Annotated in this window: 29 protein-coding genes, 1 pseudogene and 1 riboswitch; of the genes and pseudogenes, 15 read left to right on the forward strand and 15 right to left on the reverse strand. The window is 61.4% G+C overall.

What is annotated here, in order from left to right; translation table 11 throughout:
- Nucleotides 1-16 precede the first annotated feature (16 nt).
- The 5 genes and pseudogenes from VMA09_06925 to VMA09_06945 form a co-directional block, all read right to left on the reverse strand.
- Nucleotides 17-610: pseudogene (locus VMA09_06925) on the reverse strand (glutathione S-transferase family protein).
- Nucleotides 611-689: 79 nt separating this feature from the next.
- The gene (locus VMA09_06930; protein ID HUA33320.1) at nucleotides 690-1,112 is read right to left on the reverse strand and encodes a hypothetical protein; all 423 of its coding nucleotides are present in this window, start codon (nucleotides 1,110-1,112) and stop codon (nucleotides 690-692) included.
- A 103-nt stretch (nucleotides 1,113-1,215) separates the two neighbouring features.
- Complete coding sequence (locus tag VMA09_06935) at nucleotides 1,216-2,001, reverse strand: alpha/beta hydrolase (GenBank protein ID HUA33321.1); 786 nt, start codon at nucleotides 1,999-2,001, stop codon at nucleotides 1,216-1,218.
- Nucleotides 1,998-3,299, reverse strand: a complete 1,302-nt coding sequence (locus VMA09_06940) for an LLM class flavin-dependent oxidoreductase (GenBank protein HUA33322.1) — start codon at nucleotides 3,297-3,299, stop codon at nucleotides 1,998-2,000. The genes VMA09_06935 and VMA09_06940 overlap by 4 nt, the downstream gene beginning before the upstream one ends.
- Nucleotides 3,300-3,330: 31 nt before the next feature.
- On the reverse strand, nucleotides 3,331-4,101 hold the full coding sequence (locus VMA09_06945) for a TetR/AcrR family transcriptional regulator (GenBank protein HUA33323.1): 771 nt from the start codon (nucleotides 4,099-4,101) through the stop codon (nucleotides 3,331-3,333).
- A gap of 230 nt (nucleotides 4,102-4,331) precedes the next feature.
- On the opposite strand from VMA09_06945, the gene VMA09_06950 reads away from it, so the two are divergent.
- Nucleotides 4,332-4,493: a hypothetical protein gene (locus VMA09_06950; GenBank protein HUA33324.1), complete on the forward strand. Its 162-nt coding sequence runs from the start codon at nucleotides 4,332-4,334 to the stop codon at nucleotides 4,491-4,493.
- A gap of 5 nt (nucleotides 4,494-4,498) precedes the next feature.
- Nucleotides 4,499-4,653: riboswitch (cobalamin riboswitch) on the forward strand.
- Nucleotides 4,654-4,745: 92 nt separating this feature from the next.
- Nucleotides 4,746-5,570 carry an energy transducer TonB gene (locus VMA09_06955; GenBank protein HUA33325.1) on the forward strand — a complete coding sequence of 275 codons (825 nt, stop codon included), beginning with the start codon at nucleotides 4,746-4,748 and terminating at the stop codon, nucleotides 5,568-5,570.
- Between the two features lie 4 nt (nucleotides 5,571-5,574).
- Here the strand turns inward: VMA09_06955 and VMA09_06960 are convergent, their stop codons facing one another.
- From VMA09_06960 to VMA09_06980, 5 genes are read right to left on the reverse strand one after another with little or no spacing between them, the layout of a single operon-like run.
- On the reverse strand, nucleotides 5,575-6,066 hold the full coding sequence (locus VMA09_06960) for a peroxiredoxin (protein HUA33326.1): 492 nt from the start codon (nucleotides 6,064-6,066) through the stop codon (nucleotides 5,575-5,577).
- A gap of 24 nt (nucleotides 6,067-6,090) precedes the next feature.
- Nucleotides 6,091-7,677: an alpha/beta fold hydrolase gene (locus VMA09_06965; protein HUA33327.1), complete on the reverse strand. Its 1,587-nt coding sequence runs from the start codon at nucleotides 7,675-7,677 to the stop codon at nucleotides 6,091-6,093.
- Between the two features lie 12 nt (nucleotides 7,678-7,689).
- Nucleotides 7,690-8,172, reverse strand: a complete 483-nt coding sequence (locus tag VMA09_06970) for a VOC family protein (protein ID HUA33328.1) — start codon at nucleotides 8,170-8,172, stop codon at nucleotides 7,690-7,692.
- Nucleotides 8,173-8,202: 30 nt separating this feature from the next.
- Nucleotides 8,203-9,183 carry a hypothetical protein gene (locus tag VMA09_06975; GenBank protein ID HUA33329.1) on the reverse strand — a complete coding sequence of 327 codons (981 nt, stop codon included), beginning with the start codon at nucleotides 9,181-9,183 and terminating at the stop codon, nucleotides 8,203-8,205.
- Nucleotides 9,184-9,229: 46 nt separating this feature from the next.
- The gene (locus VMA09_06980; GenBank protein ID HUA33330.1) at nucleotides 9,230-9,784 is read right to left on the reverse strand and encodes an RNA polymerase sigma factor; all 555 of its coding nucleotides are present in this window, start codon (nucleotides 9,782-9,784) and stop codon (nucleotides 9,230-9,232) included.
- Nucleotides 9,785-9,928: 144 nt separating this feature from the next.
- Between VMA09_06980 and VMA09_06985 the strand changes: the two genes are divergently transcribed.
- Nucleotides 9,929-10,447, forward strand: a complete 519-nt coding sequence (locus VMA09_06985; protein ID HUA33331.1) for a hypothetical protein — start codon at nucleotides 9,929-9,931, stop codon at nucleotides 10,445-10,447.
- A 77-nt stretch (nucleotides 10,448-10,524) separates the two neighbouring features.
- Nucleotides 10,525-10,962: a GatB/YqeY domain-containing protein gene (locus tag VMA09_06990; GenBank protein HUA33332.1), complete on the forward strand. Its 438-nt coding sequence runs from the start codon at nucleotides 10,525-10,527 to the stop codon at nucleotides 10,960-10,962.
- A 35-nt stretch (nucleotides 10,963-10,997) separates the two neighbouring features.
- Here the strand turns inward: VMA09_06990 and VMA09_06995 are convergent, their stop codons facing one another.
- A complete protein-coding gene (locus VMA09_06995; protein ID HUA33333.1) occupies nucleotides 10,998-11,765 on the reverse strand; it encodes a glucose 1-dehydrogenase in 768 nt (255 codons plus the stop codon).
- 150 nt (nucleotides 11,766-11,915) lie between these two features.
- On the opposite strand from VMA09_06995, the gene VMA09_07000 reads away from it, so the two are divergent.
- The gene (locus tag VMA09_07000; GenBank protein HUA33334.1) at nucleotides 11,916-13,073 is read left to right on the forward strand and encodes an epoxide hydrolase; all 1,158 of its coding nucleotides are present in this window, start codon (nucleotides 11,916-11,918) and stop codon (nucleotides 13,071-13,073) included.
- Nucleotides 13,074-13,283: 210 nt separating this feature from the next.
- On the opposite strand, the gene VMA09_07005 is transcribed toward VMA09_07000, so the two are convergent.
- From VMA09_07005 to VMA09_07020, 4 genes are all read right to left on the reverse strand, one after another.
- Nucleotides 13,284-15,236 (reverse strand): ABC-F family ATP-binding cassette domain-containing protein, encoded by a 1,953-nt coding sequence (locus VMA09_07005; GenBank protein ID HUA33335.1) that lies wholly within the window; start codon nucleotides 15,234-15,236, stop codon nucleotides 13,284-13,286.
- A gap of 67 nt (nucleotides 15,237-15,303) precedes the next feature.
- A complete protein-coding gene (locus VMA09_07010; protein HUA33336.1) occupies nucleotides 15,304-15,864 on the reverse strand; it encodes an NUDIX domain-containing protein in 561 nt (186 codons plus the stop codon).
- Between the two features lie 5 nt (nucleotides 15,865-15,869).
- The gene (locus VMA09_07015; protein ID HUA33337.1) at nucleotides 15,870-16,454 is read right to left on the reverse strand and encodes a histidine phosphatase family protein; all 585 of its coding nucleotides are present in this window, start codon (nucleotides 16,452-16,454) and stop codon (nucleotides 15,870-15,872) included.
- Between the two features lie 10 nt (nucleotides 16,455-16,464).
- Nucleotides 16,465-16,890, reverse strand: coding sequence for an MAPEG family protein (locus VMA09_07020; protein ID HUA33338.1), 426 nt, complete (start codon nucleotides 16,888-16,890; stop codon nucleotides 16,465-16,467).
- Between the two features lie 254 nt (nucleotides 16,891-17,144).
- On the opposite strand from VMA09_07020, the gene VMA09_07025 reads away from it, so the two are divergent.
- The 10 genes from VMA09_07025 to VMA09_07070 all read left to right on the forward strand — a co-directional run.
- Entirely contained in the window at nucleotides 17,145-18,188 is a 1,044-nt protein-coding gene (locus tag VMA09_07025) for an NAD(P)-dependent alcohol dehydrogenase (protein HUA33339.1), read from the forward strand.
- An 80-nt stretch (nucleotides 18,189-18,268) separates the two neighbouring features.
- Nucleotides 18,269-18,565, forward strand: a complete 297-nt coding sequence (locus tag VMA09_07030) for a c-type cytochrome (protein HUA33340.1) — start codon at nucleotides 18,269-18,271, stop codon at nucleotides 18,563-18,565.
- 25 nt (nucleotides 18,566-18,590) lie between these two features.
- Nucleotides 18,591-19,130, forward strand: a complete 540-nt coding sequence (locus VMA09_07035) for a gluconate 2-dehydrogenase subunit 3 family protein (GenBank protein HUA33341.1) — start codon at nucleotides 18,591-18,593, stop codon at nucleotides 19,128-19,130.
- An 18-nt stretch (nucleotides 19,131-19,148) separates the two neighbouring features.
- The gene (locus VMA09_07040) at nucleotides 19,149-20,717 is read left to right on the forward strand and encodes a GMC family oxidoreductase (GenBank protein HUA33342.1); all 1,569 of its coding nucleotides are present in this window, start codon (nucleotides 19,149-19,151) and stop codon (nucleotides 20,715-20,717) included.
- Between the two features lie 25 nt (nucleotides 20,718-20,742).
- The gene (locus VMA09_07045; GenBank protein ID HUA33343.1) at nucleotides 20,743-21,366 is read left to right on the forward strand and encodes an SCO family protein; all 624 of its coding nucleotides are present in this window, start codon (nucleotides 20,743-20,745) and stop codon (nucleotides 21,364-21,366) included.
- Nucleotides 21,367-21,521: 155 nt separating this feature from the next.
- Entirely contained in the window at nucleotides 21,522-22,376 is an 855-nt protein-coding gene (locus VMA09_07050) for a methane monooxygenase/ammonia monooxygenase subunit C (GenBank protein ID HUA33344.1), read from the forward strand.
- 29 nt (nucleotides 22,377-22,405) lie between these two features.
- Complete coding sequence (locus VMA09_07055) at nucleotides 22,406-23,188, forward strand: methane monooxygenase/ammonia monooxygenase subunit A (protein HUA33345.1); 783 nt, start codon at nucleotides 22,406-22,408, stop codon at nucleotides 23,186-23,188.
- A 28-nt stretch (nucleotides 23,189-23,216) separates the two neighbouring features.
- Nucleotides 23,217-23,396: a hypothetical protein gene (locus tag VMA09_07060; protein HUA33346.1), complete on the forward strand. Its 180-nt coding sequence runs from the start codon at nucleotides 23,217-23,219 to the stop codon at nucleotides 23,394-23,396.
- Nucleotides 23,397-23,404: 8 nt separating this feature from the next.
- Nucleotides 23,405-23,728 carry a hypothetical protein gene (locus VMA09_07065; GenBank protein ID HUA33347.1) on the forward strand — a complete coding sequence of 108 codons (324 nt, stop codon included), beginning with the start codon at nucleotides 23,405-23,407 and terminating at the stop codon, nucleotides 23,726-23,728.
- A 14-nt stretch (nucleotides 23,729-23,742) separates the two neighbouring features.
- Nucleotides 23,743-24,970, forward strand: a 1,228-nt coding sequence (locus tag VMA09_07070) for a methane monooxygenase/ammonia monooxygenase subunit B (protein HUA33348.1), incomplete at its 3' end; no start/stop codon positions are given.

The following is a 24,970-nucleotide window of genomic DNA, read 5'->3' on the forward strand; positions in this document are numbered from 1 at the left end:
AAGCTTTGGCACTCGGCCGCGAGGAGACCGCGCGATGCCATCGCGTCAGATCGGCGAGCGCGGGATCGACTTTGATCCCGGCCGTTGCGACGCCAAATTCAATCCCGACGAATGCCGTGATGTCGGCAATCGTGAAGCGCGGCCCCGCGATGAACTCCTTGCCCTTCAGCTGACGATCGAGCCATTCGAGCTGCGTCTGCACCGCCGCGACCTGCGAGTTGCCATACTCCTTGAGCTGCTTAAGGCGCTGCGCGTTCATCGGGTGCAGATGCAGGAAAGCGCGCAGGGCGGTCGTGAACAAGTCGAGCTCCATCCGCCGCTCCCACATTTCGATCCTCGCGCGCTCGAGCGCGTCGCGGCCGCATAGGTTGGGCTCGGGATGCAGGCTTTCGAGGTAGTGCGCGATCGCATTGGACTCGGCCAGGTAGGTGCCATCGTCGAGTTGCAGGACCGGGACCCGGCCGGCGGGATTGATCGCGAGGAACTCGGGCGTGCGGCTCTTGCCCTGGGTCAGATCGACCTGCTCGTTTGGAAGGTTGAGGCCTTTTTCCGCGGCGAAGATTCGCACGCGGCGCGGATTTGGTGCGAGCGTGAAATCATAGAGTTTCATAGTCTCTGCATCTATGGGCCGTCGGAGGCCCAATCCAGAGACCAGTTTCGGAAAATTTCATGGTACCACTTTCGGGAAACTAGGTAAGCCGATCGCGATTGTATGCGAGATAGAGCGCGGTGCCGACTGAACCCCCGACCGAGAGGACCAGGTAAAAGGCGATGAATCCGATCGATGGTCGCGGATCGGTATGCAGGAACCAGAACATCACGAGATTCACCGGCACATAGAGCGCGTAAACGATCGCGAGCGGCAGCACCCACGAGCGCATCCGCCATATCCCAATGGCGTACGCCAGCAGGTACAAGCCGAACAAGCCGCCGCCGACGATGTTGGCGCCGACGCCGACGAATTTGTAGCCGAGCACGACCAGGCCCATATGATGATTGTTCGAGTATTGAAGGGCCTTGGTGAAGTCGGAAATCGCCAGCACCGCAAACAGGATCGTCATCAATGTCAGAAAGATTCCACGGCGCGATTCGGGTGCCTTTGGGCTAGCCATGCGACCGACGGTAGCCGCGCAACCTGTGCTCCGCAAGCCGCGAAAAGAAAACGGCCGCGACGAGTCTTCGCCGCGGCCGTTTTTCTCGGTTCGTTGTTCTCGATCAGCCCTTGAGGAACGCTTTCACCGTCTTCACGAACGCTTCGGGCTGTTCGTACTGCACCATGTGGCCGGCGGCCTTGATGACCTCGAGTTTACTGCCCTTGATGCGGCTCTGGAATTCCTTGGCATAAGCCGGAGGAATCAGGCGATCCGATTCGCCCCACATCAGCAGCGTCGGCGACTGGATCCGGTAGGCGCGCTTCTTGAGCCCGCGATCCGGGATCGGCCACAGGAACTTGCTGGCCGTGGCGAGGCGCTTCACGCGCTCGACGTACATTGTCTCGAGCGCTTTGAAGTCCTCGGGGATGGCGGTCATCATCTTCGCCATCGGCGAGTTGGTGTCATGGAAGAGCAGCGGCGCGATCTCGTTGAGCTGCGCGGCGAAGAAATCCGGAATCGGATTCGAGTCGATCCAGAAACCCGCCGGCGCCACCAGCACCAGCTTCTTCGCGCGATGCACGTCGAGTGCGGCGAGCTCCGCCGCGAGCATCCCACCCATCGAATGACCCACGACGTTGGCGGTCGGGATGCCCAGCTCGTCCATCAGCTGATGATAGAAGAGAGCGGCGTCGACCACGTCGTCGATATATTCGTTGCCCGTCGACTCGCCGTAGCCGGGAAACTGCGGCGCGAAGACCTTGAAGTCCTTGCCGAGCTCCTCGAGAAATCCTTCGATTCCGTTGTTACCGCCGGCGCCGTGCAGGTACAGCAGCGGCTCGCCGCCGCTGCCAAAGGTCTGCATCTCAATTGAGAATTTGCCGTTGAGCAGATTTACTGTCGTGTTCATTTCGCGGAGCGGGCCTCCTGTGCAACTGCGGCGCCCGCGTAGGTCTTGCCGTTGGTTTGACGTGACTCAAAGTGAATCGGAGCCGGAACCGCGATCTCATTCTGCGGCATGCGCTCGGGCGACCATTTGTCTTCCCAGTCGCTCCACAGATCGCGCAGATGCGGCATCACTTCGGTGGCGAACAGATCGGTGCTCTTGCGCACCAGCTCCGGCGGCATCGAGCCAAGCTGCATCAGCATCATGAGGTGCCCGCAGTTGAGCGTCTTCAGCGCTTCGCGCAGCCGCTCGCGCACGGTCTTGGGCGAGCCCGCGATCACGTAGCCCTGATCGATGAAGTCCTTCCACTTGAGGCCTTCGCGGCGCATCGCGGCCTGTTCGCCGACCTGGCCGAGCATCCCGGCCTTGATCGTCTTCACGGTGCGATAGCCGGGCGCGTCGGCGAAGCCGTTATAGACATGCAGGCAGCGGTTATAGAAGTAGTCCATGTGCGCGGCGTAGTCCTTCTCCGCCTGCTCGTCGGTCTCCGCGACGGCGACGACCTGCGCGAATCCCATGCTGTAAGGATTGAGCGGCTTGCCCTTCTTGGCCATCACGTCCCAATAGCCGTCCGCGACCTTCTTGCCAGCGATATACCCGAAGTAGGAAAGGAAGCTGTACTGGTAATCGTGGTCGGCGCAGAAGTCGTAGGTCTCGACCGAGCCGCCGCCGGGAATCCAGATTGGCGGATGCGGCTTCTGCACGGGACGCGGCCACAAGTTGACGTAGCGGAGCTGGGTGTACTTGCCGTTGAAGGAGAACATCTCTTCCTCCTTCCACGCCTTCACGATCAGATCGTGCGCCTCGTAATACTTCTCGCGCAGCGTCGCAGGCACGACGCCGTAGCAGAAGTTGTCGTCCATCGAGGTGCCGACCGGGAAGCCCGCGATAAGGCGCCCGCCGCTCATCACGTCGAGCATCGCGAACTCCTCCGCGACGCGGACCGGAGGATTGTAGAGCGCGATCGAATTGCCGAGCACGACCAGGTTCGCGTTGCGCGAACGGCGCGTCAGCGCAGCCGCCATCAGGTTGGGCGACGGCATCATGCCGTAAGCATTCTGATGATGCTCGTTGACGCCGAGATTGTCGAAGCCCATCTCGTCGGCGTGCTCGAGCTGATCGAGGTAGTCGTTATAGAGCCGATGCCCGACCTTGGGATCGTACAGGTTGCGCGGGATGTCGACCCACACGCTGCGATACTTGTCCTTGAAGTCCTCCGGCAGGAAGCGGTAGGGCATCAGATGGAACCAGGTAAATTTCATAGCCTCTTCTCCTTTGGCCCGGCCCGCGCAATCAGGCAGGGGCGGACGCGACGAGCTGAGCAGCGTCGCGGTCCTTGTTGATTTTTGCACGGGCGGTACGGACCGCGCTCTTATGCCTGTGTGTCGATGCGCCGTTTAACGCGGCACGCGTTTGATCCGATGACGCGGGAGTCTTGATATAGGAATCGAGTGTCTCTTCGACGAAGTGCTCGGGATCGAGTCCCGTGAGATCGCGGAAGAAGTTACCGTCGCCCATCAACATGAAGGCGCCGTTGAGGCTCGACCACATCACGGCGGCGGTCTTCTTGGGATCGGTGGAGTTGACGATGAGCCCGGCGTCGAAAACGCGGCGCACCGTGCGCTCGTAGAGCTTCCACACCGCGTGGCTCTTCTCGATAACCTCGTTGAAGTGGCGCAGCTCCGAGGCTCGCTTGAGGCGCTTGCGCAGTTGCGCATAGACCACCGAGTGCTGGCTGATGAACAGCTCACGCGACTCGCGCAGGTAATCGAGATATGCGGCGGCGACCGCGCGTAGCTCGCTCAGTGGGTCGAGCGCGCGCGCCTGGATTTCGGCATAGCTCGCGCGCAGACGTTCGATTCGCTCGGCGACGAGTTGCAGATAAAGATCGTCGCGGGAGGCGAAGTAAAGATAGATCGTGCCGACCGCCACTTCTGCCTCGCGCGCGATCATTTCAATTGTCGCGCCTTCGAGGCCGTGACGCGCGAAGACGGCAAATGCCGAGGCGGCGATCGCCTCGCGCCGCGCCTGGCGCTCACGCCCCTGACGGTCCTTAACGCTCACCGTGTCTGCCTCGGACGAATGAATACAGATTCATTTTATGAATCCTAGTTCATATCGCAGCTAATGAGCGAAAGTCAACGTTCGTGAGCGCTTACTCATCAGGGGTCTCAAACTTCTGCTTGACGTCGCGACCATGACTTTAAAAGAATAGCTCAGAGGGGGTGCAGAGCGGTTGTGAGTTTGTGATGAGTTGCCGGCGTGATTTGATTGATGGCACCCACTGCATCGCGATGCGTGCGGAATTGAAGGTCAAACGGCTGGACCAGCGGGCTGACTGGAAGGGCGCGCGACTGCACTGTGAGTGCGAAGAGGGCCATCGCTGGCACGAGATCCTCGACGATGACACGCAGTTTATCAACGACTGCGATTGCGACCTCAAAATCTCCGAGTGATTTCCTTTCCTATTGACTCGCCCGGCTGGCGAAGTAGTGTGCGATAGAGTTCGACTCGGGAAAGCCGGTTAGAAGCCGGCGCTGCCCCGCAACTGTAGGGAATCGTCGCGATAAGCGGCGATTTCGAGCCAGGCTACCGGACGAACTGTGAAGCCGTTCGCACCTTCGCGGGAGAGGGAGGCTTCGGGAGTTCCGCTTTTTTCACTTCATGGTTTCTGACTCCCGGCCTGCTCTCCGCGTTGATGGGTCGGGATGTTGGAGAACGATTGGGACATCGCAGAGGTACGTAGCGACACGCGAGGAATCGCGACGGGTCGTCATGCGTCGTTTTTCGCGATTTCGATTGCAGTTCACGCAGTTCTGATTGCGCTGCTGGCGATTCTCATTCCGGCGGTCGAACGGCCGCGCAACGAATGGGTGCTGGCGTACATGGTCGAGCTCGGCAACGGCGGTGCGAGGGGCGCGCCGAAGCCCGAGAGTCCGGCGCTGTCGGCATCGTCGAGCGAGATCGCGATACCACGGCACATCCACAAGCATCGCGCGAAGCCTGCGGCGCTTCTCGTTGCGGCTCCGAGGGTTAAAGCGGCGAGCATCGCGCCAACTGCGGCTGTTACGTCGTCAACGGCGAAGCTCGAGAATCATGCGGCCCCTGCCGGTGCATCGCGAGCGGGCGAAGCCGCTCTCGCGAGTCTCGGCGGCTCTGGAAGCGCAGGCACCGGCGCCGGTATTGGCGGTGGAACTGGCGACAATGGACCTGGCATTGGCAACGGTGCGCCCGGAGATTCGCTGGCGCATGCAAACTACGGCGAGGATCCGCTGCCGCCGTATCCATCTCACTCGCGGCGCGATGGTGAAGAAGGCACGGTGTTGCTCCACGTTCTGGTCGGATCGAACGGCACGGTCGAGCGCGTCGAGATCGCGCGGTCATCCGGATTCGATGCGCTCGACGATGCCGCGCTCGACACGGTGCGCGAGCGATGGCGCTTCGTGCCGGCACGTCACGACGGCCTCGCGGCCGAGAGCTGGGTGCTGGTGCCGATTCGCTTCGCACTTAGCGAGGCGAGTGCCAATCAGTAAAGATTCAATGCCGCCGCGGATTGGTCGCGGCGAGATCGTGACGCTGCAATTCCTTGACAGCTTCGAGTAACGCTTTGTCGTGGCCGTTGGGATTCACCTTCGCAAAAACCTTGCGCACGATGCCCTTCGGATCGACGATGAAGCTGGTCCGCTCCCAGAACTTCATCCCCTGCCATTCACCCTGGTTCAGCCCGCACGCTTTCATCAGCTCGGCCTTCGGATCGGCGAGCAGGTCGATCTTGAAGCTGAACTTTTCGCAGAAGCTCTTATGCGATGGGACATCGTCCTGGCTGACGCCGACAATCGCGATCGCTTCCTTGTCGTAAGCGGGCTTGGCCGCGGTCATCGTCTTGCCCTGGATCGTGCACCCCGGCGTGTCATCCTTTGGATAGAAGTAAACCACGAGCCACTTGCCGGCGTAGTCGCTGAGCTGATGAATCCTGGCGTCCTGGTCGGGCAGCGAAAAAGCGGGAAATGGTTTGCCGACTTCGAGCATGATGGCCGTCCTTGCCGCGCGCGCCTAAAGCATAAAGGTGATCGGATTCGTCGCCGCGATAAGCCAAACAAACCAGAGCGCTTCGACTGTCGCAATGAGGGCGAGATTGCGCGAAGTGCTGTAAGCCGAGGCTGCGAAGATCTCGAAGACGAGAAATATAGGTACCAGAATCGGCATCGCCAGCATCAGGACACCGGGCAGGATCCGCAGCGCGACGCCGACGCCCATCAGCGCGATGAACACGATACGACCCGTCGTGCCCAGTACCGTTGAGATCACGACACCGCCGCGGCGCACGAGCACCTCGAACGCATACCAGAAGGGCAGAGTGAGAATCGTGCCGAGGACCAGCATCAGCAGGCGCTCGGGCGTGAGCGAGAGCCGATGCATTGTGACGGCGATCGCGTTCGAGCCCAGGTATATCGCCGCAAACGCGAGCGTCGCAGCGAGCACGGTCCGGCCGATGCGACCGCGCAGGCTCGGGCCTTCGAGCCGGCCGAAGATCGCGAGGTAGCCGATCGCGAGCACGCTCGCCGCTATCAGCCATGACACCTGTGCATCGCCGACGACCATGGGAAAGAAGCCAGCGGGTAAGATAGTCGAGATCAACGGCATTGCCGCCAGCAGCGCGACCGCGATTGTCAGCACGCCGATCCAACCTGCGGCGCCGGCGGGACGCTCGTTCCAGAGCGGAGCAATCGACCCGGTCACACGGCCGATTACGATCAGCACGAAGATGAAGAGCACCGCCGCGAGATTTCTTGCTCGGGTCCGCGCGTCGTGCAGGTTGATCGGGCTTGTCCGCGTTGTGCCGAAAACACCGTCGACCCATCGCACGATTCGCATCGCAACCGCGCGCGAGGTCACTATGCTGATGTGATTCTCGCCGGGCATCTGCACGACTTCGACGGCGCTGCCCTGCGCGAAATCGCCGTATTGCTTGCCCGCTTCGATTGGACTCACTCCCGCAAGGTGCTCTGCGATTGCGGTCGAAGGCCCCTGGATCTCCTCGGCCGGATCGTGCTCGGCGAAAATGAAGAGCGCGTTGCGCGGACGGATCGGGCCGAGCGTCCATCCGCCCGAGATCATCACGGCGCCGCTGAGGCCCGGCTCATGGGTGGCGAAATCGAGCGTCGCGCCCGCGCCCATCGAATGACCCATCACGACGATTCGCGAGCCATCGACGCGCTCGTAGTTACGAAGAAAATCAACCGCCGCACTGAAGTCGTCACGCAGCGCGCCCGATCTCGTCATCGTGTCGCCGAACGGGTTGCGATTGGCGCCGTGGCCGTTGGCGTCGATCGCGAGCACCGCGTATCCATTCTCCGCGAGCCGCCGCGCGAGCGTGCTCATCATCACGCTGTCCGACATGAATCCATGCATCAACACGACGGCGGGCGGGCGCAGCGCCTGCGGTTTCGCAAACAGCTCGTAAAACGGATTCGCGCGCGCGGGCTCTATCGGCCCGGGTAGGTACATCATTCCGGTAACGCCGTTGCTGAGCTCGATGGGCTGATGCGCCGGACCGCCGTTCTGCAAATGCGCCAGCCAGGCCACGCTCAGCAGAAAGAGCACAGTGACGGCGATCCCGGCAGCGCTCCATCTTCTCATCGACATTTCCGCTCAGGTTTCCTTGGCCTCGCCCTTGGTCCAGGCCTCGGCGCGGCGAACCATCTCTTCATTGCTCACTTCCTCGATACGAGTCGAGATGTACCAGACGTGGCCGAAGGGATCTTTCAGCTTGCCGCTGCGCTCGCCATAGAATTGATCCTTCACGGGATTCATCGCCGTTGCGCCGAGCTTCACCGCACGATCGAACACGGCGTCGGAATTTTCTACCAGGAGGTGGAGGCCAACGGGTGATCCGCCCAGCGTGGCGGGACTCACCACTTCCATCTCCGGATATTCCTCCGAGAGCATGATGGGCGTGCCGTTGATTTCGATCTCGGCGTGGCCGACGCGGCCATCGGGTCCGACCAGGCGCACTGTTTCAACTGCGCCGAGCGCCTGCTTGTAGTACTCGAGCGCCTCCGCCGCGCCTTTGACAGTCAGATAGGGCGTGACCGCGCGCGGTCCTTCAGGAATGGGCTTCACCTTCGATGCCATCGCTATTCTCCTTCGTGCAGTTGGCGAAAATTATTCAAGCCGCGGATCTTCCGCGAACGAATGCTGCGAAGTCTTGGCCGGCGTGCCGTAGAGGATCGCCGCTGACGGCCGCGCGGCCTGGCAATGCCACAGCCCCCGCGGGCATACGAAGAACGACCCCGCCTCGATGCGGCGTTCCACGGGGCCGTCGTCGGTCAACGTAGTCAGATCGACGCCGCCCTCGAAAACGTACAGAAGTTCGTCGCCGCCATGCCGCTCCCAAGGCGTGGGTCCGGAGAAGCGCATCACTCCGAGCGATCGGTCGCCCATGGCGCCGATCGTGTGCACCGCGGCGTCGGCCTCTTCCTTGGTCGTTTCATCGGTGATTCTAAGCTCGGGCAGATCGCGCAGGATCGCGTTCAGATCGTGAGCAACGTAGTGCTGCGGCTTGGCCTTATGCGGCTTGCGCTTGGGCTTCGGCGGCCGCGGCGGATTCTTCGTGTCCGATGCCTCGGTATCGCGCGGAGTTGCATAGAAAGCCTCGACGCGGCCGCGCGGCACGAGCATGTGCCATAAACCGTCGGGGCATACGAAGAGCGAGCCGCTCTCGAGACGAGTCGTTTTGAGACCGTCGACCGTTGCGATCTTGATGTCGGCGGCGCCATCGATCACGTACAGCAGCTCGTCGCCGTTGTGCTTTTCCCAGTGCGAGTGTTCACGTCCCGCTGACACGTTGAGGATCCATTCGTCCATCGGCGTGATGAATCGCATTGCGCTGTCAGGCAGTCCGCGCAGCGCCGCGCGCACATCGTACGGCACGAGCTTCGGCTCATGCTCGATCTCCACGAGGCGCTGCATGATGTCTTCGTATGTGATGAGAGGCTTGCCGCCGACTTGCGCCTCGCCGATGAGTTCGTCGCGCAGGCGCGCCTTGAACGTGTCGCGCGGCAGCTCGCGCAAGTCGGCCGCGAGCTGCAACAACTCCGCGATCTGCGGACTCACCTGCGAAGGCGGCGCCGGATGACGCTTCATAAGGGCCTCCACCGCCTGGTTTAGCTGTTCGATTTGGCTGTTTCGTTTAGGCATTGATGCTGGCCATCCGGATTCGCAGGTTCTTTAGCCCGCGGAACTGAAGCTGCTTGATGGCGCCCTCGGACTTGCCGAGCTGGCGCGCGACATCTGCGATGCTTATCTGTTCGGCGAAGCGCAGGATGATCACGCGGCGCTGGTCGGCGGGAAGCTGGTCGACGAGCCGGAACAGGCGCGCGCGGCTTTCAACTTCGTCCAGCGCGCCGGCGCCGGGTGGATCGAGATCAGGCGCCGGAGTTTCGCGCGTTGCCTTGCGCATGTGATCCGCGATCGCATTCGCGGCGATTTTGTAAAGCCACGCCGAGAACGGAACGCCGCGCCATTCGAAGCGCGACAGATTGCGCAGTGCATGGTGAAAAACCTCCGACGTGAGATCCTGCGCATCGTCGCGATCGCGCACGCGCCGCACGATGAAGGCATAGACACGCGCGAAATACTCCTCGTAAAGCTCCGCGAATCGCCCGCGGTCGAGCTGCGCGGCCTCGATTCGAAGCCGCTCGTCGTCGTCAACGCGGGCGCAGAGCTGTGGCTTGCCATTTGGCATCGTCAATCAGATGTATAACCGGCGCTAGGCTCAAAAGTTACGGTCGCCGCAGAAGAATAGGCCCGGATGCCTCGCAAAACTGGCCACGCGCCATTTGCGCATCAGGCCCGCAGTGTTGTACAGCCGTTTTCGGGAGGAGGAGGAATGGCTTCCAAAGCATCCAGAACCTTAACGGCTGCGGCAATCGCCGTGGCTCTGCTCAGTATTCCGATGGCGGCGCGTGCGCTCGAGGTCAAGAAAGAGCTCGGTCCTTACGGCGGCGGAGGCGGTGGCGGTGGCAGCGCGCAACCGAGCGGCGGCGGACCGCAGCGCGCCAACCCGATTCCCAAAGCGGCGCAGCAGCAGTTGATGCAGACCGTGAGCGATGACTCTGACTCGTTCCTTAACGCCGAGAGCGAAAAGAAATCTTCGGGTCAGCCCTACATGGATCTGGAACACGCGAAGTTTTCCTATCTGCCCGCGCAAAAGGGTGGGAAGATCACTGTTGAAGCCAAGCTGACAGCGTCGGAATACAAGCCGCCGAAGAGTGGCGAGGGCAGGGGGAAAGCCACCGGCAACAGCAAGGCGCTGGTCTTCAATTATCAACTCGATGGAAACAAATGGACGTCGCTCGAGCCTCCCAAATGGGAAGACGTGAAGGCTGAGGCTGCCAAGAGCAAGTAGCGAGGTTCGCTCGCGGGTTCGTTCGAGTTATAATCTGGCGCGGCGGCAGGTTCGCGAATGCCGCCGCGTCTATTTTTATGAGCCTTAAACAGAAGTTGCAGGAAGACCTGAAGGCCGCGATGAAGAGCGGCGAGAAGCTGCGCACGATGGCTTTGCGCGGGATCATTTCCGAAGTCACCCGCGTCGAGAAAGACGTGCCTCACCAAGCCACCGACGCCGAGGTCATCCAGGTCATCAAGCGCGAGCGCGCGCGGCGCGAGGAATCGCTCGAGTTCGCGCGCAAAGCGAACCGCGCCGATCTTATCGAGCAGAACGAGACCGAGGCGAAGGTTCTGGAATCGTATCTCCCCGCCGCCGCCTCAGCCGACGACGTGCGCGCCGCGATTGCCGAAGTTATCGCGGGCGGGGCGAACCAGATGGGTCCCGTGATGAGGGCGCTGCGCGATCGCTTCGGCGCCCAGCTCGACGGCAAGATCGCAAGCGATCTCGCCAAGGAAGCTCTCGCGCAAAAGTAGTCGAAACGGCGCCGACTGGCGGCGCCGTCGTCATCTTACTCGAAGGCGCCGCCGAAGCCTCCGGCCATGATGCCGCCGTCGATCACCATCGCATGCCCGGTGACGAACGACGCATCATCGCTCGCCAGGAACATCACGACTCTCGCGATTTCGATAGGCTGACCGATTCTGCCCAGCGGATGCATCGCGTCGAGGCGCTTGCGCGCGCCCTCGGCATGAAAGAACTCGCGCTCGACGAGCGGAGTCTCGATTACGCCCGGGCAGATACAGTTGACGCGCACGCCGAAGCGCGCGAACTCGAGCGCCGCGCTGCGCGTGATCCCGACCACGCCGTGCTTCGCGGCGTTGTAGGCCGACAATCCCGGCGAGCCGATCAGCCCCGCGACGGATGCGGTGTTGACGATCGCGCCCGCGCCGTGCGCGCGCATCGCAAGCCCTGCATACTTGACGCCCCAGTAAACGCCGTCCAAATCGATCTGGATCGTACGGCGATAAACGTCCTCGCTCGTATCGAGCAGCGGCACGCCGACGCCGATCCCGGCGTTGTTGAACATGATATCGAGGCGGCGATGCTTATCGACCGCGGCCTTCACGAGCCGCTCGACCTGCGCTGCCTCGCGCACGTCGGTCGCGACGAAAGTCGCATCGATGCTCTTGGCGACTTTCGCGCCCTCGCTCGATTCGAGATCGCCGATAAAAACCCTGGCCCCTTCCTTGGCGAAGAGCTCAGCCGTGGCCTTGCCGATTCCCGATGCTCCACCCGTCACGATCGCGATTTTGCCGGCGACTCTTCCCTCTGCCATCGATAATTACCTCTGATTCGCGCAACGCAATTTTCTGACCCTATCGCACAGATCGCATCGGCTTTTCCAATCGCTTGACAGTTGACGGCGGCGCACTTTTCCCTCTATCACTCTGGTTCGCGTCTAATTCTGAAGGGAGAAAGGTTCCCGATGGCGCACGGAAAACCCGAAGCGTTTCGTATTGCAGTCTCCGATGAAGTGCTCGCCGATCTTCGCGATCGTCTCGCGCGGACCCGCTTTCCCGATGAAATTCCCGACACCGGGTGGGAATACGGCACCAACCTGGCCTACCTGCGGGAGCTTGTTGACTATTGGCGTACAAAATATGACTGGCGCGCGCAGGAAAAGGCGCTCAACCGGTTCGCGCACTTCCAGGCCAAGGTCGATGACTTCGGAGTCCATTTCATCCACGAGAAAGGCAAGGGGCCGAATCCCAAGCCGCTGCTGCTGATTCATGGATGGCCGGGATCGATCTACGAGTTCATGGAGATCATCCCGATGCTCACCGACCCGGCGGCGCACGGCGGCGACGCGAAGGACTCGTTCACCGTTATCGCCCCGTCGCTGCCGGGCTACGGATTCTCAGAGCACGCGAAAGCGCGCGCGATGAATATCCAGGCGATCGCCGAACTGTTCCACAAGCTGATGACCGCAGTGCTCGGCTACGATCGCTACGCGGTGCAGGGCGGAGACTGGGGCGCCGCGATTACGTCGCGAATCGGCGAGGTCCATCAGCCCCATCTCTACGGCATCCACATCAACATGATCGCGGTCGGCCCGGCCGAAGGCCGCAACGCTCCCGAGCTCACGCCCGAAGAAAAAGTGTTCCTCGGCAACGCCGAGAAATTTCGCACCCATGAAAGCGGCTACCAGTGGATCCAGGGCACCAAGCCGCAGACGCTCGCCTACGGGCTCAACGATTCGCCCGCGGGCCTCGCGGCGTGGATCGTCGAGAAGTTCCGCACCTGGAGCGATTGCAAAGGCCAGGTCGAGTCGAGCTTCACGAAGGATCAACTCCTGACCAACGTGATGATCTACTGGATCACGCAGACGGCGAATTCATCGACGCGGCTCTACTACGAGGCGCGGCATCATCCGTGGCGATTGAAGCCCGGCACACGAATCGAGACTCCGGTCGGCGTCGCGCTGTTCCCGGGCGAGCTGCTCCTACCGCCAAGGCATTGGGCTGAGCGCGCCTACAACGTGAAGCGCTGGACACAGATGCCAAAGGGCGGCCATTTCGCCGCGATGGAAGAGCCGGAGCTGCTGGCAGAAGACATCCGCGAGTTCTACCGCGATTTGACCTGAGACCGAGTGGGTTCTCCGAATAGCCTCTCCCTCGCCCGCGTCCGCAGCCGCGGGAGAGGCTCTACACTTTCTGTCAGCTAAAAATTTAGTTGGTTGCCATCCAGTCCGTCATCTTGAGCGGAGTCTGCGGAGTCGAAAGCTCTCGGCTTAATAGCAGCCAGCGACTCAAATGACTGACGCAGCGCGCGAGTGAATCAGACTAAAACGATGTCAGGCGCTCGCGGGTTCGTCGAACTTCACTAAGTCGGCGTAGAGCTTTTCGATTTCGCGGCCGAGGCGCTCGTACCGTGCGATGAGATCGTCGGCGTCTTTACGTTTGAGGTAGAAGTCGGCGTCGCTCATCTCGGTGGCGAGCGCGGCGCGTTCGTTTTCCTTCTGCTCGATTTGCGCCTCGACTTGCGTGCGCTGCTTGGCGATTCGCTCGCGCTTGCGTTGTAACTCGCGATCGTTGGCGGCCTTTTCTGTTGCTGCCTTTTCAACTTTGCCGTTGATGTTCGCGGGCGCCTGCTTTGGAGCCGGCAGCGGACGTTCGGGCCTGGCTCCATTCGCGAGCGATTCGAGCTGCGCCTTCTTTTGCAGGTACTCGTCATAGTTGCCGAGATACCTCGTCGCGTGGCCGCGGCCGACTTCAATCACTTCGGTCACGAGCTCGTTCAGGATGTAGCGGTCGTGGCTGACGATCAGCACCGTGCCCGGAAAGCGGCGCAGCGCTTCGAGGAGCGTGTCCTTCGCCACGATATCGAGGTTGTTGGTCGGCTCGTCGAGGAGCAGCGTGTTGTTGCGCTGCGCGATGACCTTCGCTAGCGCAAGGCGCGCGCGCTCGCCGCCCGACAGCACCGCCACGCGCTTGTCGACGTCGTCGCCGGAAAAGAGCATCGCGCCGAGCAGGCCGCGAATCTCGGGCGTCGTCATGCCCTGCGCGTCGTCCGACAGTTCTTGCAGCACGGTCTTCTCATAGGTGAGCGCTTCGGAGAGATTCTGCGCGAAGTACCCGATCCGCGCTTCTCCTCCGACGATCCGTTCACCGCCGGTCAAGTCCTCGACGCCGGCGAGAATCTTCATCATGGTCGATTTTCCCGAGCCGTTCGGACCAACGAGCGCCAGTCGCGCGCCGCGCTCGATCGTCATATCGACGCCGTCGTAAACGGTGAGGGTTCCATATTTCTTCACCGCGCCCTTCAACTCGAAGACGCGGCGATGGCTCTTCTCGCAAGCCGGGAAAACGATCGATGGCGGCTTCTGCGAACCCTCGGGCGATTGCAGCCGTTCGACCTTCTCGAGCTGCTTGATACGGCTCTGCACCAGCTTCGCCTTGCTCGCCTGGTAGCGGAAGCGGCTGATGAAACTCTCGATATGCTCGATCTCGGCGCGTTGCTTTTCGTACGCCGCCTGCTCGAGCAGGTAGCGCTGCTCGCGCAGCTCGAGATATCGCGAGTAGCCGCCGGGGTATTCGGTCAGGCGCGCGCGCGAAACTTCGAGCGTGCGATCGGTCAGGCGATCGAGAAAGTAGCGATCGTGCGAGACGAGGATGATGCCGCCTTCGTGCGCGCCCAGATACTCCTCGAGCCAGTTGCGCGCCTCGATATCGAGATGGTTGGTCGGCTCGTCGAGCATCATGAACTCGGGCGCGTCGAGCAGCAGTTTCGCGAGCGCGATACGCATCCTGATACCGCCGGAGAACTCGGCGACATCGCGCGTGAGATCCTCTTCCTTGAATCCGAGGCCGAACAGCACCGCGGTGGCGCGGCTTTCGGCGCTGTAGAAATCGTGGCGCTCGAGATCAGTCAGCACTTCGCCGAGCTCCTCGAGGGCTGTGTCGTGCGTGGGCCCGGAATGCTCGCGCGCAAGGATCTCCTCGAGTTCGCGGCGGCGATTGTCGATGGCCTGCATCCGCTCGAGCGCCGACAGCGTTTCGCGCAGCACGGAGCGGCCGTGCATATCGGGCGCATCCTGGGCGAGGTAGCCGACACGAGTGCGCTGCGGCCGTGTAATACGCCCGCCGTCGATCGACGCGACCTCGGCGATCATCTTGAGCAGCGTGGACTTGCCCGCGCCGTTGAGGCCGACCAGCCCGACGCGCGCGTCGTCAGGCATCGACCAGCTCACGCCGTCGAAGATCTTCCGTGCGCCGAAGGACTTGGAGAGATTGTCGAGACTAAGCACCTTAACCGGACAATTCTAGCAGTGCGCCGAGGCGCTCGGAAGTAACGCCGCAAACAGCGGTTGATCGTTAGCGCTGGCCCGATACGCACCACGGGCGCTTCAGCTTGTCGACGAACCTTTGCATGTCAGGGTGGCTGCGCGCGAATGGAATCGAGCCGAGTTCATACCACTCAAGCGACTTGAATTCTGCGTCATCGAACTGCGGGCGTGAGAGACTGTCGCTGTGGAACACGAACCACAGCGAGACATCGGTATGACCGCTGTCGATTCCGACGGTCTCTGTGACCGTAACGAAGAGTGGGGTCTCGAAGCGCGGGCGCGCGTCGATTCCGAGTTCTTCCTGCAACTCGCGCGCGGCTGCCACGCGAGGATCTTCATCAGGCTCGATATGCCCGCCGGGTGGCAGCCATAGGCCGGCATTCCGATGATCGCCGAGCAGCAGCTTTCTCCGCGCCGGATCAAACACCGCGCAATACGTGCCGAGGTGGCACGCGGGCAGGTCCGGCTTCTTGATTCTGAAAAGCGGAGCGCCCGACCTGATCCATTCAAGAATCCAGGCCTTGTGCGCCGCTTCGATCGCATCGTGCGGCGCGATCGCGCGAACCAGCGAGGCGATTGTTTCTCTCAAGCGTTTCAGCCAACCGCATTCCACAGCTTGAGTGCTGGGTTCGATAGATTATGTTCGTAGCTCAAGACGCTGAGGCTGGCGGTGCTGAGCAGGAAATAGCGGGCGGCGTTGGTTTCGAGCCCGAGCCAGTGGGCAGCAAGCACGCGCAGGATGTGGCCGCTGGAGAAAATGACGATATCGTCGTTGATTGCGCGCAGCCGCGCGACCACGCGGTTTGCGCGGGCGCCGATCTGGGCGGGCGATTCGCCGCCCGGGGCGCCATCGCGGAACAGGTCCCAATCGCGATTGTCAGCATGAATCTGCGCCGAGGTCCGGCCTTCGTACTGGCCGTAGTCCCATTCCGCCAGATCGTCGACGACCTCGGCGCCCGCGCCGAAGCCCGCCAGCTCGCAGGTTCGGCGCGCGCGCTGCGAGGGGCTCGTCAGCACTTTCGCGAACGCAAGCCCGCGTATCCGTTGGGCGAGCCCACGCGCGAGCCGCTCGCCATTCTCAGTCAGCGGTAAATCCGTCCGGCCCGTATGCTGCCCGGATAGGCTCCAGGCAGTCTCGCCGTGCCGCGCAAGATAAATCTGCGGCAGCTTTTCGCTCATGTCTTCAAGCCTAGGCCAGCACCACTCTTATGAACAGGTTAATGATGAGTGCGACCGTAACCAGCGAGCCGACGACGTAGGCGATCGTGCGCCACGGCTGAAGTGAGTTGAGATACGCGATCGTATGAACAATGCGCGCCGCCATGAATACGATGCAGTAAATCGTGAACACTCCGGCCGAGAGACCAGCGGCAACGTAGATCCCGGCGAGAAACAGGAAGATCGGAATATTCTCCAGATCGTTTAACCAGGCGCGCGCCGCGCGGCGAACTCCGGGAGCCTCTTCGGTTGCGGTCTGACCGCCGAAAGCTTTCGCATCTTCAGGATTTGTAAACACTCCGGCAGCGGTGCGCGCGCGCCCCTGGGCGATTGAGATCGCGGCCATCTTGAGTGCGAGTACGATCGTGGTGAGGGCGTACATCTTGAGCGGCGTCATCGGGCATCCTCCGTTGGTGAGATCGGTTTGCCAGCCATCTCGCGTTCGCAAAGCTGCGCGCGCGAGTGCATCGAATGCCGCCTGAACTGCAAGTGGTGCGGTTTCGCCTGTCGCCTTTTACTTTTCCGCGCCGCCTCGTTCAAGTAGGTATCCGGTCTTCGCGCGTTGGAATCGTTCGAGGTTCCGGGCGTTGGGGGAATCGCGCCCTTTCGCGTATATAGTCGCGACATGTTCGAACGCAGGAGATTACCGCTGTGAAAGCTGCAGTACTCCACGACTACGATCCGAAGGTCAGCCGCGCGAGTTTCGTGAGCCTCGAGACGGTCGCCGATCCGAAGATCGAAAAGCCGACCGACGTGATCGTGCGAATCGGCGGGGCCGGCGTGTGCCGGACCGATCTTCATATCATCGAGGGGCTCTGGCGCGAGCGCACCAATGTCGCGCTGCCGTACATCATGGGCCACGAGAATGCGGGCTGGGTCGAGGAGGTGGGCAAGGGCGTCGAGAGTGTGAAGCAGGGCGACGCGGTTATTTGCCATCCTCTGGTAACTGGCGGTCATTCGCTCGCGGCGCGGCGCGGCAACGACATGCACGACGAGCAGAGTCTGTTCCCCGGGATCAACGCCAACGGCGGATACGCGGAGTATTTGAAAACCGCCGAGCGCGCGCTGGTCAAACTGCCGAGCGATCTCGCGCCCAAAGCTGTCGCGCCATATGCCGATGCGGGTCTGACCGCATACCGCGCCGCCAAGAAAGCCGCGCGCACGCTCGAGCCGGGTGACTATGCGGTCGTGCTTGGGGTCGGCGGCCTCGGTCATATCGGAATCCAGGTTCTGAAAGCATTGTGCGCCGCCGAGATAATCGCGGTTGATCGATCCGATCTCGCGCTGAGCCTGGCGCGCGAATGCGGGGCCGATCGCGTTGTCAAAGCTGACGGCAGCGAGGTCGAGGCGGTGCTGACTCTCACGCAGGGCAAGGGCGCGCAAGCGGTGATCGATTTTGTAGGCGAAGGCGATGCGGTCGCGCGCGGCCTCGCGATGACGCGCACCGCGGGCGCTTACTACCTAGTGGGCTATGGCGGGAAAATCGAAATTCCGACGATGGACCTGATCGTCAGCGAGAAATCGATCATCGGCAATCTCGTCGGCAACTATGCCGAGCTGTTTGAGCTGATGGCGCTCGCGGAGCGCGGCTTGGTGAAGCTCGCGACGAAGGAATATCCATTGAGCGCGGCGGACGGGGCGCTTCACGATCTCCACGCGGGCAAGGTGAAGGGAAGGGCGGTACTGGTTCCATGAATCGAGTGAGCTGGTGGAACGTAGGACTGTTGACTGTATGTTTTGCGGCGGGCGGCGTCGGGTACTCGCAAGCAGCCGGAGTGAGCGAGAAAGCCACCGCGCAGGCCAACGATCTTTACGAATCTCGATGCGAGTCGTGTCACGGCGAGGAAGGGCATGGCGATGGCCCGGGAGCGGTTGCACTCGGCACCAAGCCGGCGAACTTCAGCAGCAAAAAATTCCAGCGCAAGGTGACGGATAAGCAAATCGCGACAGCGATCGTGCAGGGCGGCGCGGCGCTGGGGCTCAGCCAGGAGATGCAGCCGAATCCCGATCTTGCAAATCAGCCTGAAGTGGTGCAAGCGCTGGTTGCAAAAGTGCGTCAGTTCGGCAAGTGAGTATCGAAGGAGAGCAACTGTGGAGATGAAACGCCGCGAATTTCTCAAGACCAGCGCCCTGGTGGTTGCGGGCGCGGCGGCTGTCGCGACCGGAGTGCCACTGGTGGCAAGCGCCGACGATCAATGGTCGTCGCTCAAGACGCTCGACAAGCATCAGGCCGACACTCTGCTCAAAATGACGCGGCAGATTTTTCCGCATGACAACGTTCCCGATTCCGCTTACGCCAAAGTAGTCGTCGTGCTCGACACCGACGCCGGCACATCGCCCGAGACCGCCAAGCTTCTCAAAGACGGTATCGAGCAAATCGACACCGTGAACGGCGCGGGCTTTGCGACTTTGTCCGCCGATCAGCAGGTCATCGTGCTCAAGAAAATCGAAACCGGGCCCTTCTTTCAGAAGGTTCACGCGACCGAGTTGCAATCGTTCTACAGCGATCCTGAAGTCTGGAAGATTCTCGGCTACCAGGGACCGTCGTTTCCGAAGGGCGGATACCTGCATCGCGGCTTCAACGATCTTACCTGGCTGCCGAATCCTCCCGCGTCGGCGAGCCCCAAGGCGTCCTGATCGGCGGAGGAAACTGCGATGGCGCAACACGATCTCAATGACGATTCGGTAGTTGTGATTGTCGGCTCGGGAGCGGGCGGCGGCACTCTTGCCAACGAGCTTACGCAAAAAGGGATGAAGGTTGTTCTGTTCGAGGCGGGAGCGCGTCAATCGCCGGCGACGTTCGTGAACCAGGAGTGGCCGGCGTTCAATCAGCTCGCGTGGCTCGACAAGCGGACGACATCCGGCACCTGGCAGATCGCCAAGGACTTCCCGAATTTGCCGGCGTGGATCTGCAAAACGGTTGGCGGCACGACTACTCACTGGGCGGGCGCCTCGCTGCGACTCCAGGAGCACGAGTTCAAGGCCAAGACGACTTACTCCGGAATCAAGAACGCGAATCTGCTCGACTGGCCGATCACGCTCGCCGATCTCGAGCCTTACTATCCCAAGGCCGAGAACAAGATGGGCGTGACGCGCACTAACGACATCCCGGGCCTGCCCGGCAACAACAATTTCAAGGTGATGTACAACGGCGCGGTCAAGCTCGGATACAAAACCTGCTCGACCGGCAGGATGGCGATCAACAGCCGCCCGCGCGATGGCCGTTCGTCATGCTGGCAGATGGGATTCTGCTTCCAGGGATGCAAGTCCGGCGCGAAGTGGTCAACGCTCTACACTGAGATTCCCAAGGCCGAGGCGACGGGCAAGCTCGATCTGAGATCGGAATGCATGGCGCTCCAGATTCAACATGACGACAAGGGCAAGGCGACGGGCTTGCTCTATGCGGACAAGGACGGTGCGCATCATTATCAGAAGGCGCGCGTCGTGTGCGTCGCATGCAATTCGATCGAGTCGCCGCGCCTCTTGCTCAACTCGCAATCGTCAACCTTCCCGCACGGGCTCGCGAATTCGTCGGGCCAGGTCGGCAAGAACTACATGCGGCATACGACGGGCTCGGTATTCGGCATTTTCAGGGAGCCGGTGCATTTTTATCGCGGCACGGTGATGGCCGGGATTATCCAGGACGAAGCGGAGCTCAATACCAAGCGCGGCTTTACCGGCGGTTTCGAGTTCGAGACGATCTCGCTCGGCCTGCCGTTCACCGCCGCATTTCTCAACCCTGGCGCATGGGGGCGCGACTACACGAAGCAGCTCGAGGGTTATCCCAACATGGCTGCGATGTGGATCGTCGGCGAAGACATGCCGCAGGAGACCAACGCCGTCACGCTTCATCCGACGGAGAAGGACAAATGGGGATTGCCGATACCCAATGTGCATTACGACGATCACGCGAACGATCTGGCGATGCGCAACTATGCATTCGATCGCGGATGCGCTCTTTACGATTCGGTCGGCGCCGTGCAGACGATCAAGGTGCCGCCGTATCCCTCGACGCACAACCTCGGCACGTGCCGGATGAGCGAGTCGGCGCGCGACGGCGTGTGCAACAAGCACGGTCAATCGCACGATATCAAAAACCTGTTTATTTCCGACGGTAGTCAGTTCACGACCAGCGCGGCGGAGAATCCGACACTGACTATAGTTACATTGGCAATCCGCCAGGCGAATTATATTTCCGAGGAATGCGCGAAGCAGAATATCTGAGCGCAGATCCGATGTGAGGAATCGAATGAGTACGTTTGTGCGGCTGAAGCGTCATCCAGGGGGGATAATCGCAGCAGGTATCCTTGTTGCGGCGCTGTCGATTGCGAGCCTCGCCAGCGCTGGCTCGAAGGCATGCATCCCCGACGTGCCGCTGGTCGATTCCCATGGGCAGCCTTTCGATCCCGCATCGCTGAAGGGCAAGGCAACGCTGCTCGATTTCGTCCATACCTCGTGTCCGGGAGTATGCATGACGCTCACGGAGAAATTCTCCGACGTCGCCAGGAAGCTGGGCCCGCAGATGGGCTCCGACGTGATGCTGCTATCGGTGAGCAACGATCCCGAACACGACAATCCTGCGCAACTGCTCAAGCTCGCGCGCAAGCATGGCGCGGATCAGTCCGGATGGTACTTCGTCACGGGGAAGCCTGACGACGTCGCGAAAATGCTGCAAGCCTTCGGCCTCAACGGCAAAGAGCCTGATGGCGAGCCCGCACATATTCCGCAGGTGTTCCTGCTCGGCCCCGATGGATGCACGGTTCACGACTACAACGGGATCATCATGAAGCCGAAGCTGGTCGCCGATCAGATGCGGCAGGCGGCGTCCGTCAATCAGGCCAAGGTGCAGACTGGGTTGCATCAGCATCTCTAATGACCGGCGGCGGCATTTCTTAAGCTGAATCTCGACCCCGTCAAGGGTTCAACATTTCTTTCCGATGCGCTAAAGGAGAGAAAGTTCAACGATTGATCGGTCCGCAGGACGGCAGCATCGAACAGCAACGGTGAAGCTTCGACGGAGCTCGACTTATGGCAACAGCAATGCAGTATCGCAGCGGCACGGGCAGCACTCCGGCCGCGAGCGCGTACGGTCCAACCGATTGGCTGGGCGGATGGCGATGGTTGTTCATCGGCTGCGCGATCCTGCTCGCGATCAACGTGTTCCTCGAGATGTGGAACTACAAGTTCATGTACTCCGCCGGCCTCGATTCGAGCACCCGCGCCTTCACGATCCATTACCGGTCGCTGTTCTGGTGCGAGCTGATCAGCCTCGGCATCTTTTCGGGCCTCTGGTACGGATGGCTGGTCCGCACCGGGCGCGAAATCCTCGAGCGCGAGCAGGGCCGGGTCGAGCCGCGCGAAGAGTTCCGTCGCATGGCAGTGTTCTGGTCGCTGATCGGCGTCATCAGCCTGTCGCTCTACATCGAGGCGAGCTTCTGGCCGAACTGGGATGGCGCTTGGCATCAGACGATGGTGCGCGACACGGCGCTCACGCCGACGCATATCCCGATGTTCTACTTCTGGTTCCCGCTCTCGGCGATCCTCGTGCTCGGCACGTATCTCTACGGCCGCTATCGGCTGCCGCGCGTTTATTCGTTCGACAAGGGTTTTCCGTGGTCGTTCGCGCTGCTGCTCGGCGCGTCGATCTTCGAATGCTTCCAGGTCGCGATGAACGAATGGGGGCACAGCCTGTGGATCGCCGAGGAATTCTTCTCGGTGTCGTTCCATTGGCCGTTTGTCGGTTACGGATGGCTCGCGTCGGGGATTTTTGCCCTGTGGGGCGAGACCATTCTCGCGATGTTCCAGATTGAAAAGGAAATTGAGGCTGCTGAAGCACCCACTGCGGAAGCGACGCGTCCGCAGCCGCAGTTGGTCGCAGATTGAGCGCATTGCGCAAGGATTGAGAGACTGAAATGGCAGCAGCGACACCGACCGCGATCGCGCCGGAGCGAGTGGCACTCGGCGAACTCCTTCACAAGAAATACAAGTACCTCGACCGGTCGTGGGACCTGATCTTCTGGCTCACGGCGATTCCGATCGTCGGCGCCGCTGCCGATATCACCAAGCTCCTGTTCGCGGGCGACTGGGATTTCTGGACTGACTGGAAGGATCCCGTATGGTGGCCGACAGTCACCGCGTTTGCCGTCGTGATCATTCCGTCGGCGTTGCAGTACATCCAGTGGACGGCGTGGCGCTTCCCGACTGGCGCGACTTACACGTCGGTGGCGCTATTTCTGTGCGCGTGGATCGGCCGCTACTTCCAGTGGCACATCGCCGAATACTATCCGATGAATTTCGTGTGGCCGATTTCGACGATCGGCGCCGGAATCTTCATGGATTGGATCCTGCTCAAGACCGGCAGCTACCTGATCACGTCGTTATTCGGGGCGCCGGTCTTTGCCGTCGCCGTGTGGGCGTTCAACTACGTGCCTTTAGCCCCGTTCCTACAACCTGCGATCTTTATGCATCATGTTGTTACGGTTGCCGACATCCAGGGCGTCGCCTACATCCGCAGCCAGACTCCCGAGTACTTGCGGCACATCGAGCGCGGCACGTTGCGCAGCTTCCTCGGCGAGGCGCAATACGTGTCGCTGGCGTTTGGCTCGACGCTGGCGATCGCGGGCTACTGGGTCGGTCAATTCATCGGCAGATACCTTGCGGTGTGGCCGATCGGCCGGTTTATCAAGAATTATTGATTCATTGCTGACGGCGAGGAGCACATCAGTGCGGCGAATCGCAGCAACTGTTTTGGGATTGAGTATCTGGGTGACGCTGAGCGCGACCGCCGCGCATGCCCACGGCGGGATGGTCGGGCCGGATGAGCTGGGGCCGCCGATGGCGATCTCGGGCGCGCTCGCGCTGATCGGGTACTGGCTGATGATTTTCTGGCCTGGCAAAAAGTAGAGCTGACCATGAGAATCACGCGCACAAAGTCGAGAGCGAGCATCGCCGGCGCGCTCGCGATCGGCACCTGGCTCGCGGCCGGCGCAACCGCCGCGCATGCCCACGGCGGGATGGTCGGGCCCGAAGAACTCGGACCGCCGCTTACGATTTCGATGGTGCTCGCGTTCGCGAGCTATTGGCTCGTGCTGCTATGGCCCGCGAAGAAGAACGATGATGCGCCCTTGGTACGCGAAGTCGAAAGGCGCGCTGAGCCGCGGCGCCATCGCAAGCCGCAAATGCGCCTCGTCAAGAAGGTTACGTCGGAAGACAGGAGCGGAACTGTCGAGCGTTGAAGGAGATCCTGCAAGTGCGTTCGAAGATAGCCAGTTACCTGACGGGATTTCTCCTTCTCGCGCTCGTGTTGTCGTACGCACCCAAGGTCTGTGCGCATGGCGAGGCGGCGGACGAGCCGTTCCTCAAGGACCTCACCGTCGCGTTTTACGACACGCATATCTCGCCGCTTCAGGTTAAGGTCGGCGAGCCGGTTACGATCACAGGCAGCGTGAAGGTTCTGCCGATTTGGCCGTTCACGCTCGATCCGCCGCAGACCGCTTACATCAATGCGGTCGTGCCGGGGCCGGTTTTCGTGCTCATGGATCGCACGATCAACGGCATCCCGACGATCGGATCGATCAACATCGATCGCGACGGTATCTACAACTATTCGATGACGATCGTTGCGCGCGAGGTCGGCCGCTGGCACGTGCATCCGGGTTTCGCCGTCGAAGGTACGGGTACTCTTATCGGCCCCGGCGTATGGGTCAATGTCGATCCCGGCGACAAGCCGTTTGCGCTCAACGTCAGCCTGCTCAACGGTAAAACCGTCAACCTCGAGACACTGGGCACGGGCGGCGTATGGTGGTGGTCGTTCGCCGGCCTCATCCTCGGATGCATCTGGATGGTCTACTGGACGGTGCCGCTGCCGATTCGGCCGGACCGCCGCACAGTTCACAACCTCGCCGTGACGGTGCAGCTTCCGACCTGGGACCAGGGGCGAGACTTCGGGCTCATCACGGAGCAGGACCATCGCATCTCGACCTGGATCGCCGCGGCGACGGTGGCGCTGCTGGTCGCCGGATGGATCTACATGGAATCGACCTATCCGCTGCGCATCAAGCAGCAGACCGATCGGTTCGCGCCGCCGCAGCCGGATGTGACTGAAATGGCGAAGGCGATTTCGAGTTCTTCGATCTACGACCCCAGTACTCACACGCTGACTATCAACGTCGATCTCAAGAACATCGGTTCGACTCCGATCACTGTCAAGCAATTCACGATGGCCATGATGTCATTCGTGAACGGCGACAAGGACGCGCTCGCCAAGGCGGGGCCGGCCGACTTCGTGGCTCCGCTCGGAATCGAAGGCACCAACCCGATTGCCCCCGGTCAGACCGGTAAGCTCACGCTCAAGATGAGCAGCGACATGATGGAGGACGAGCGCCTCATCCCGCTAAACGATCCGCAGGAGGTCATCGGTGGATTGCTGTTCGTGCAGGACGGAAGCGGCAACGAGAGCTCGGTGACAATTAGATCGG

This window comes from Candidatus Binataceae bacterium, assembly GCA_035508495.1.
Lineage (GTDB): Bacteria > Desulfobacterota > Binatia > Binatales > Binataceae > JASHPB01.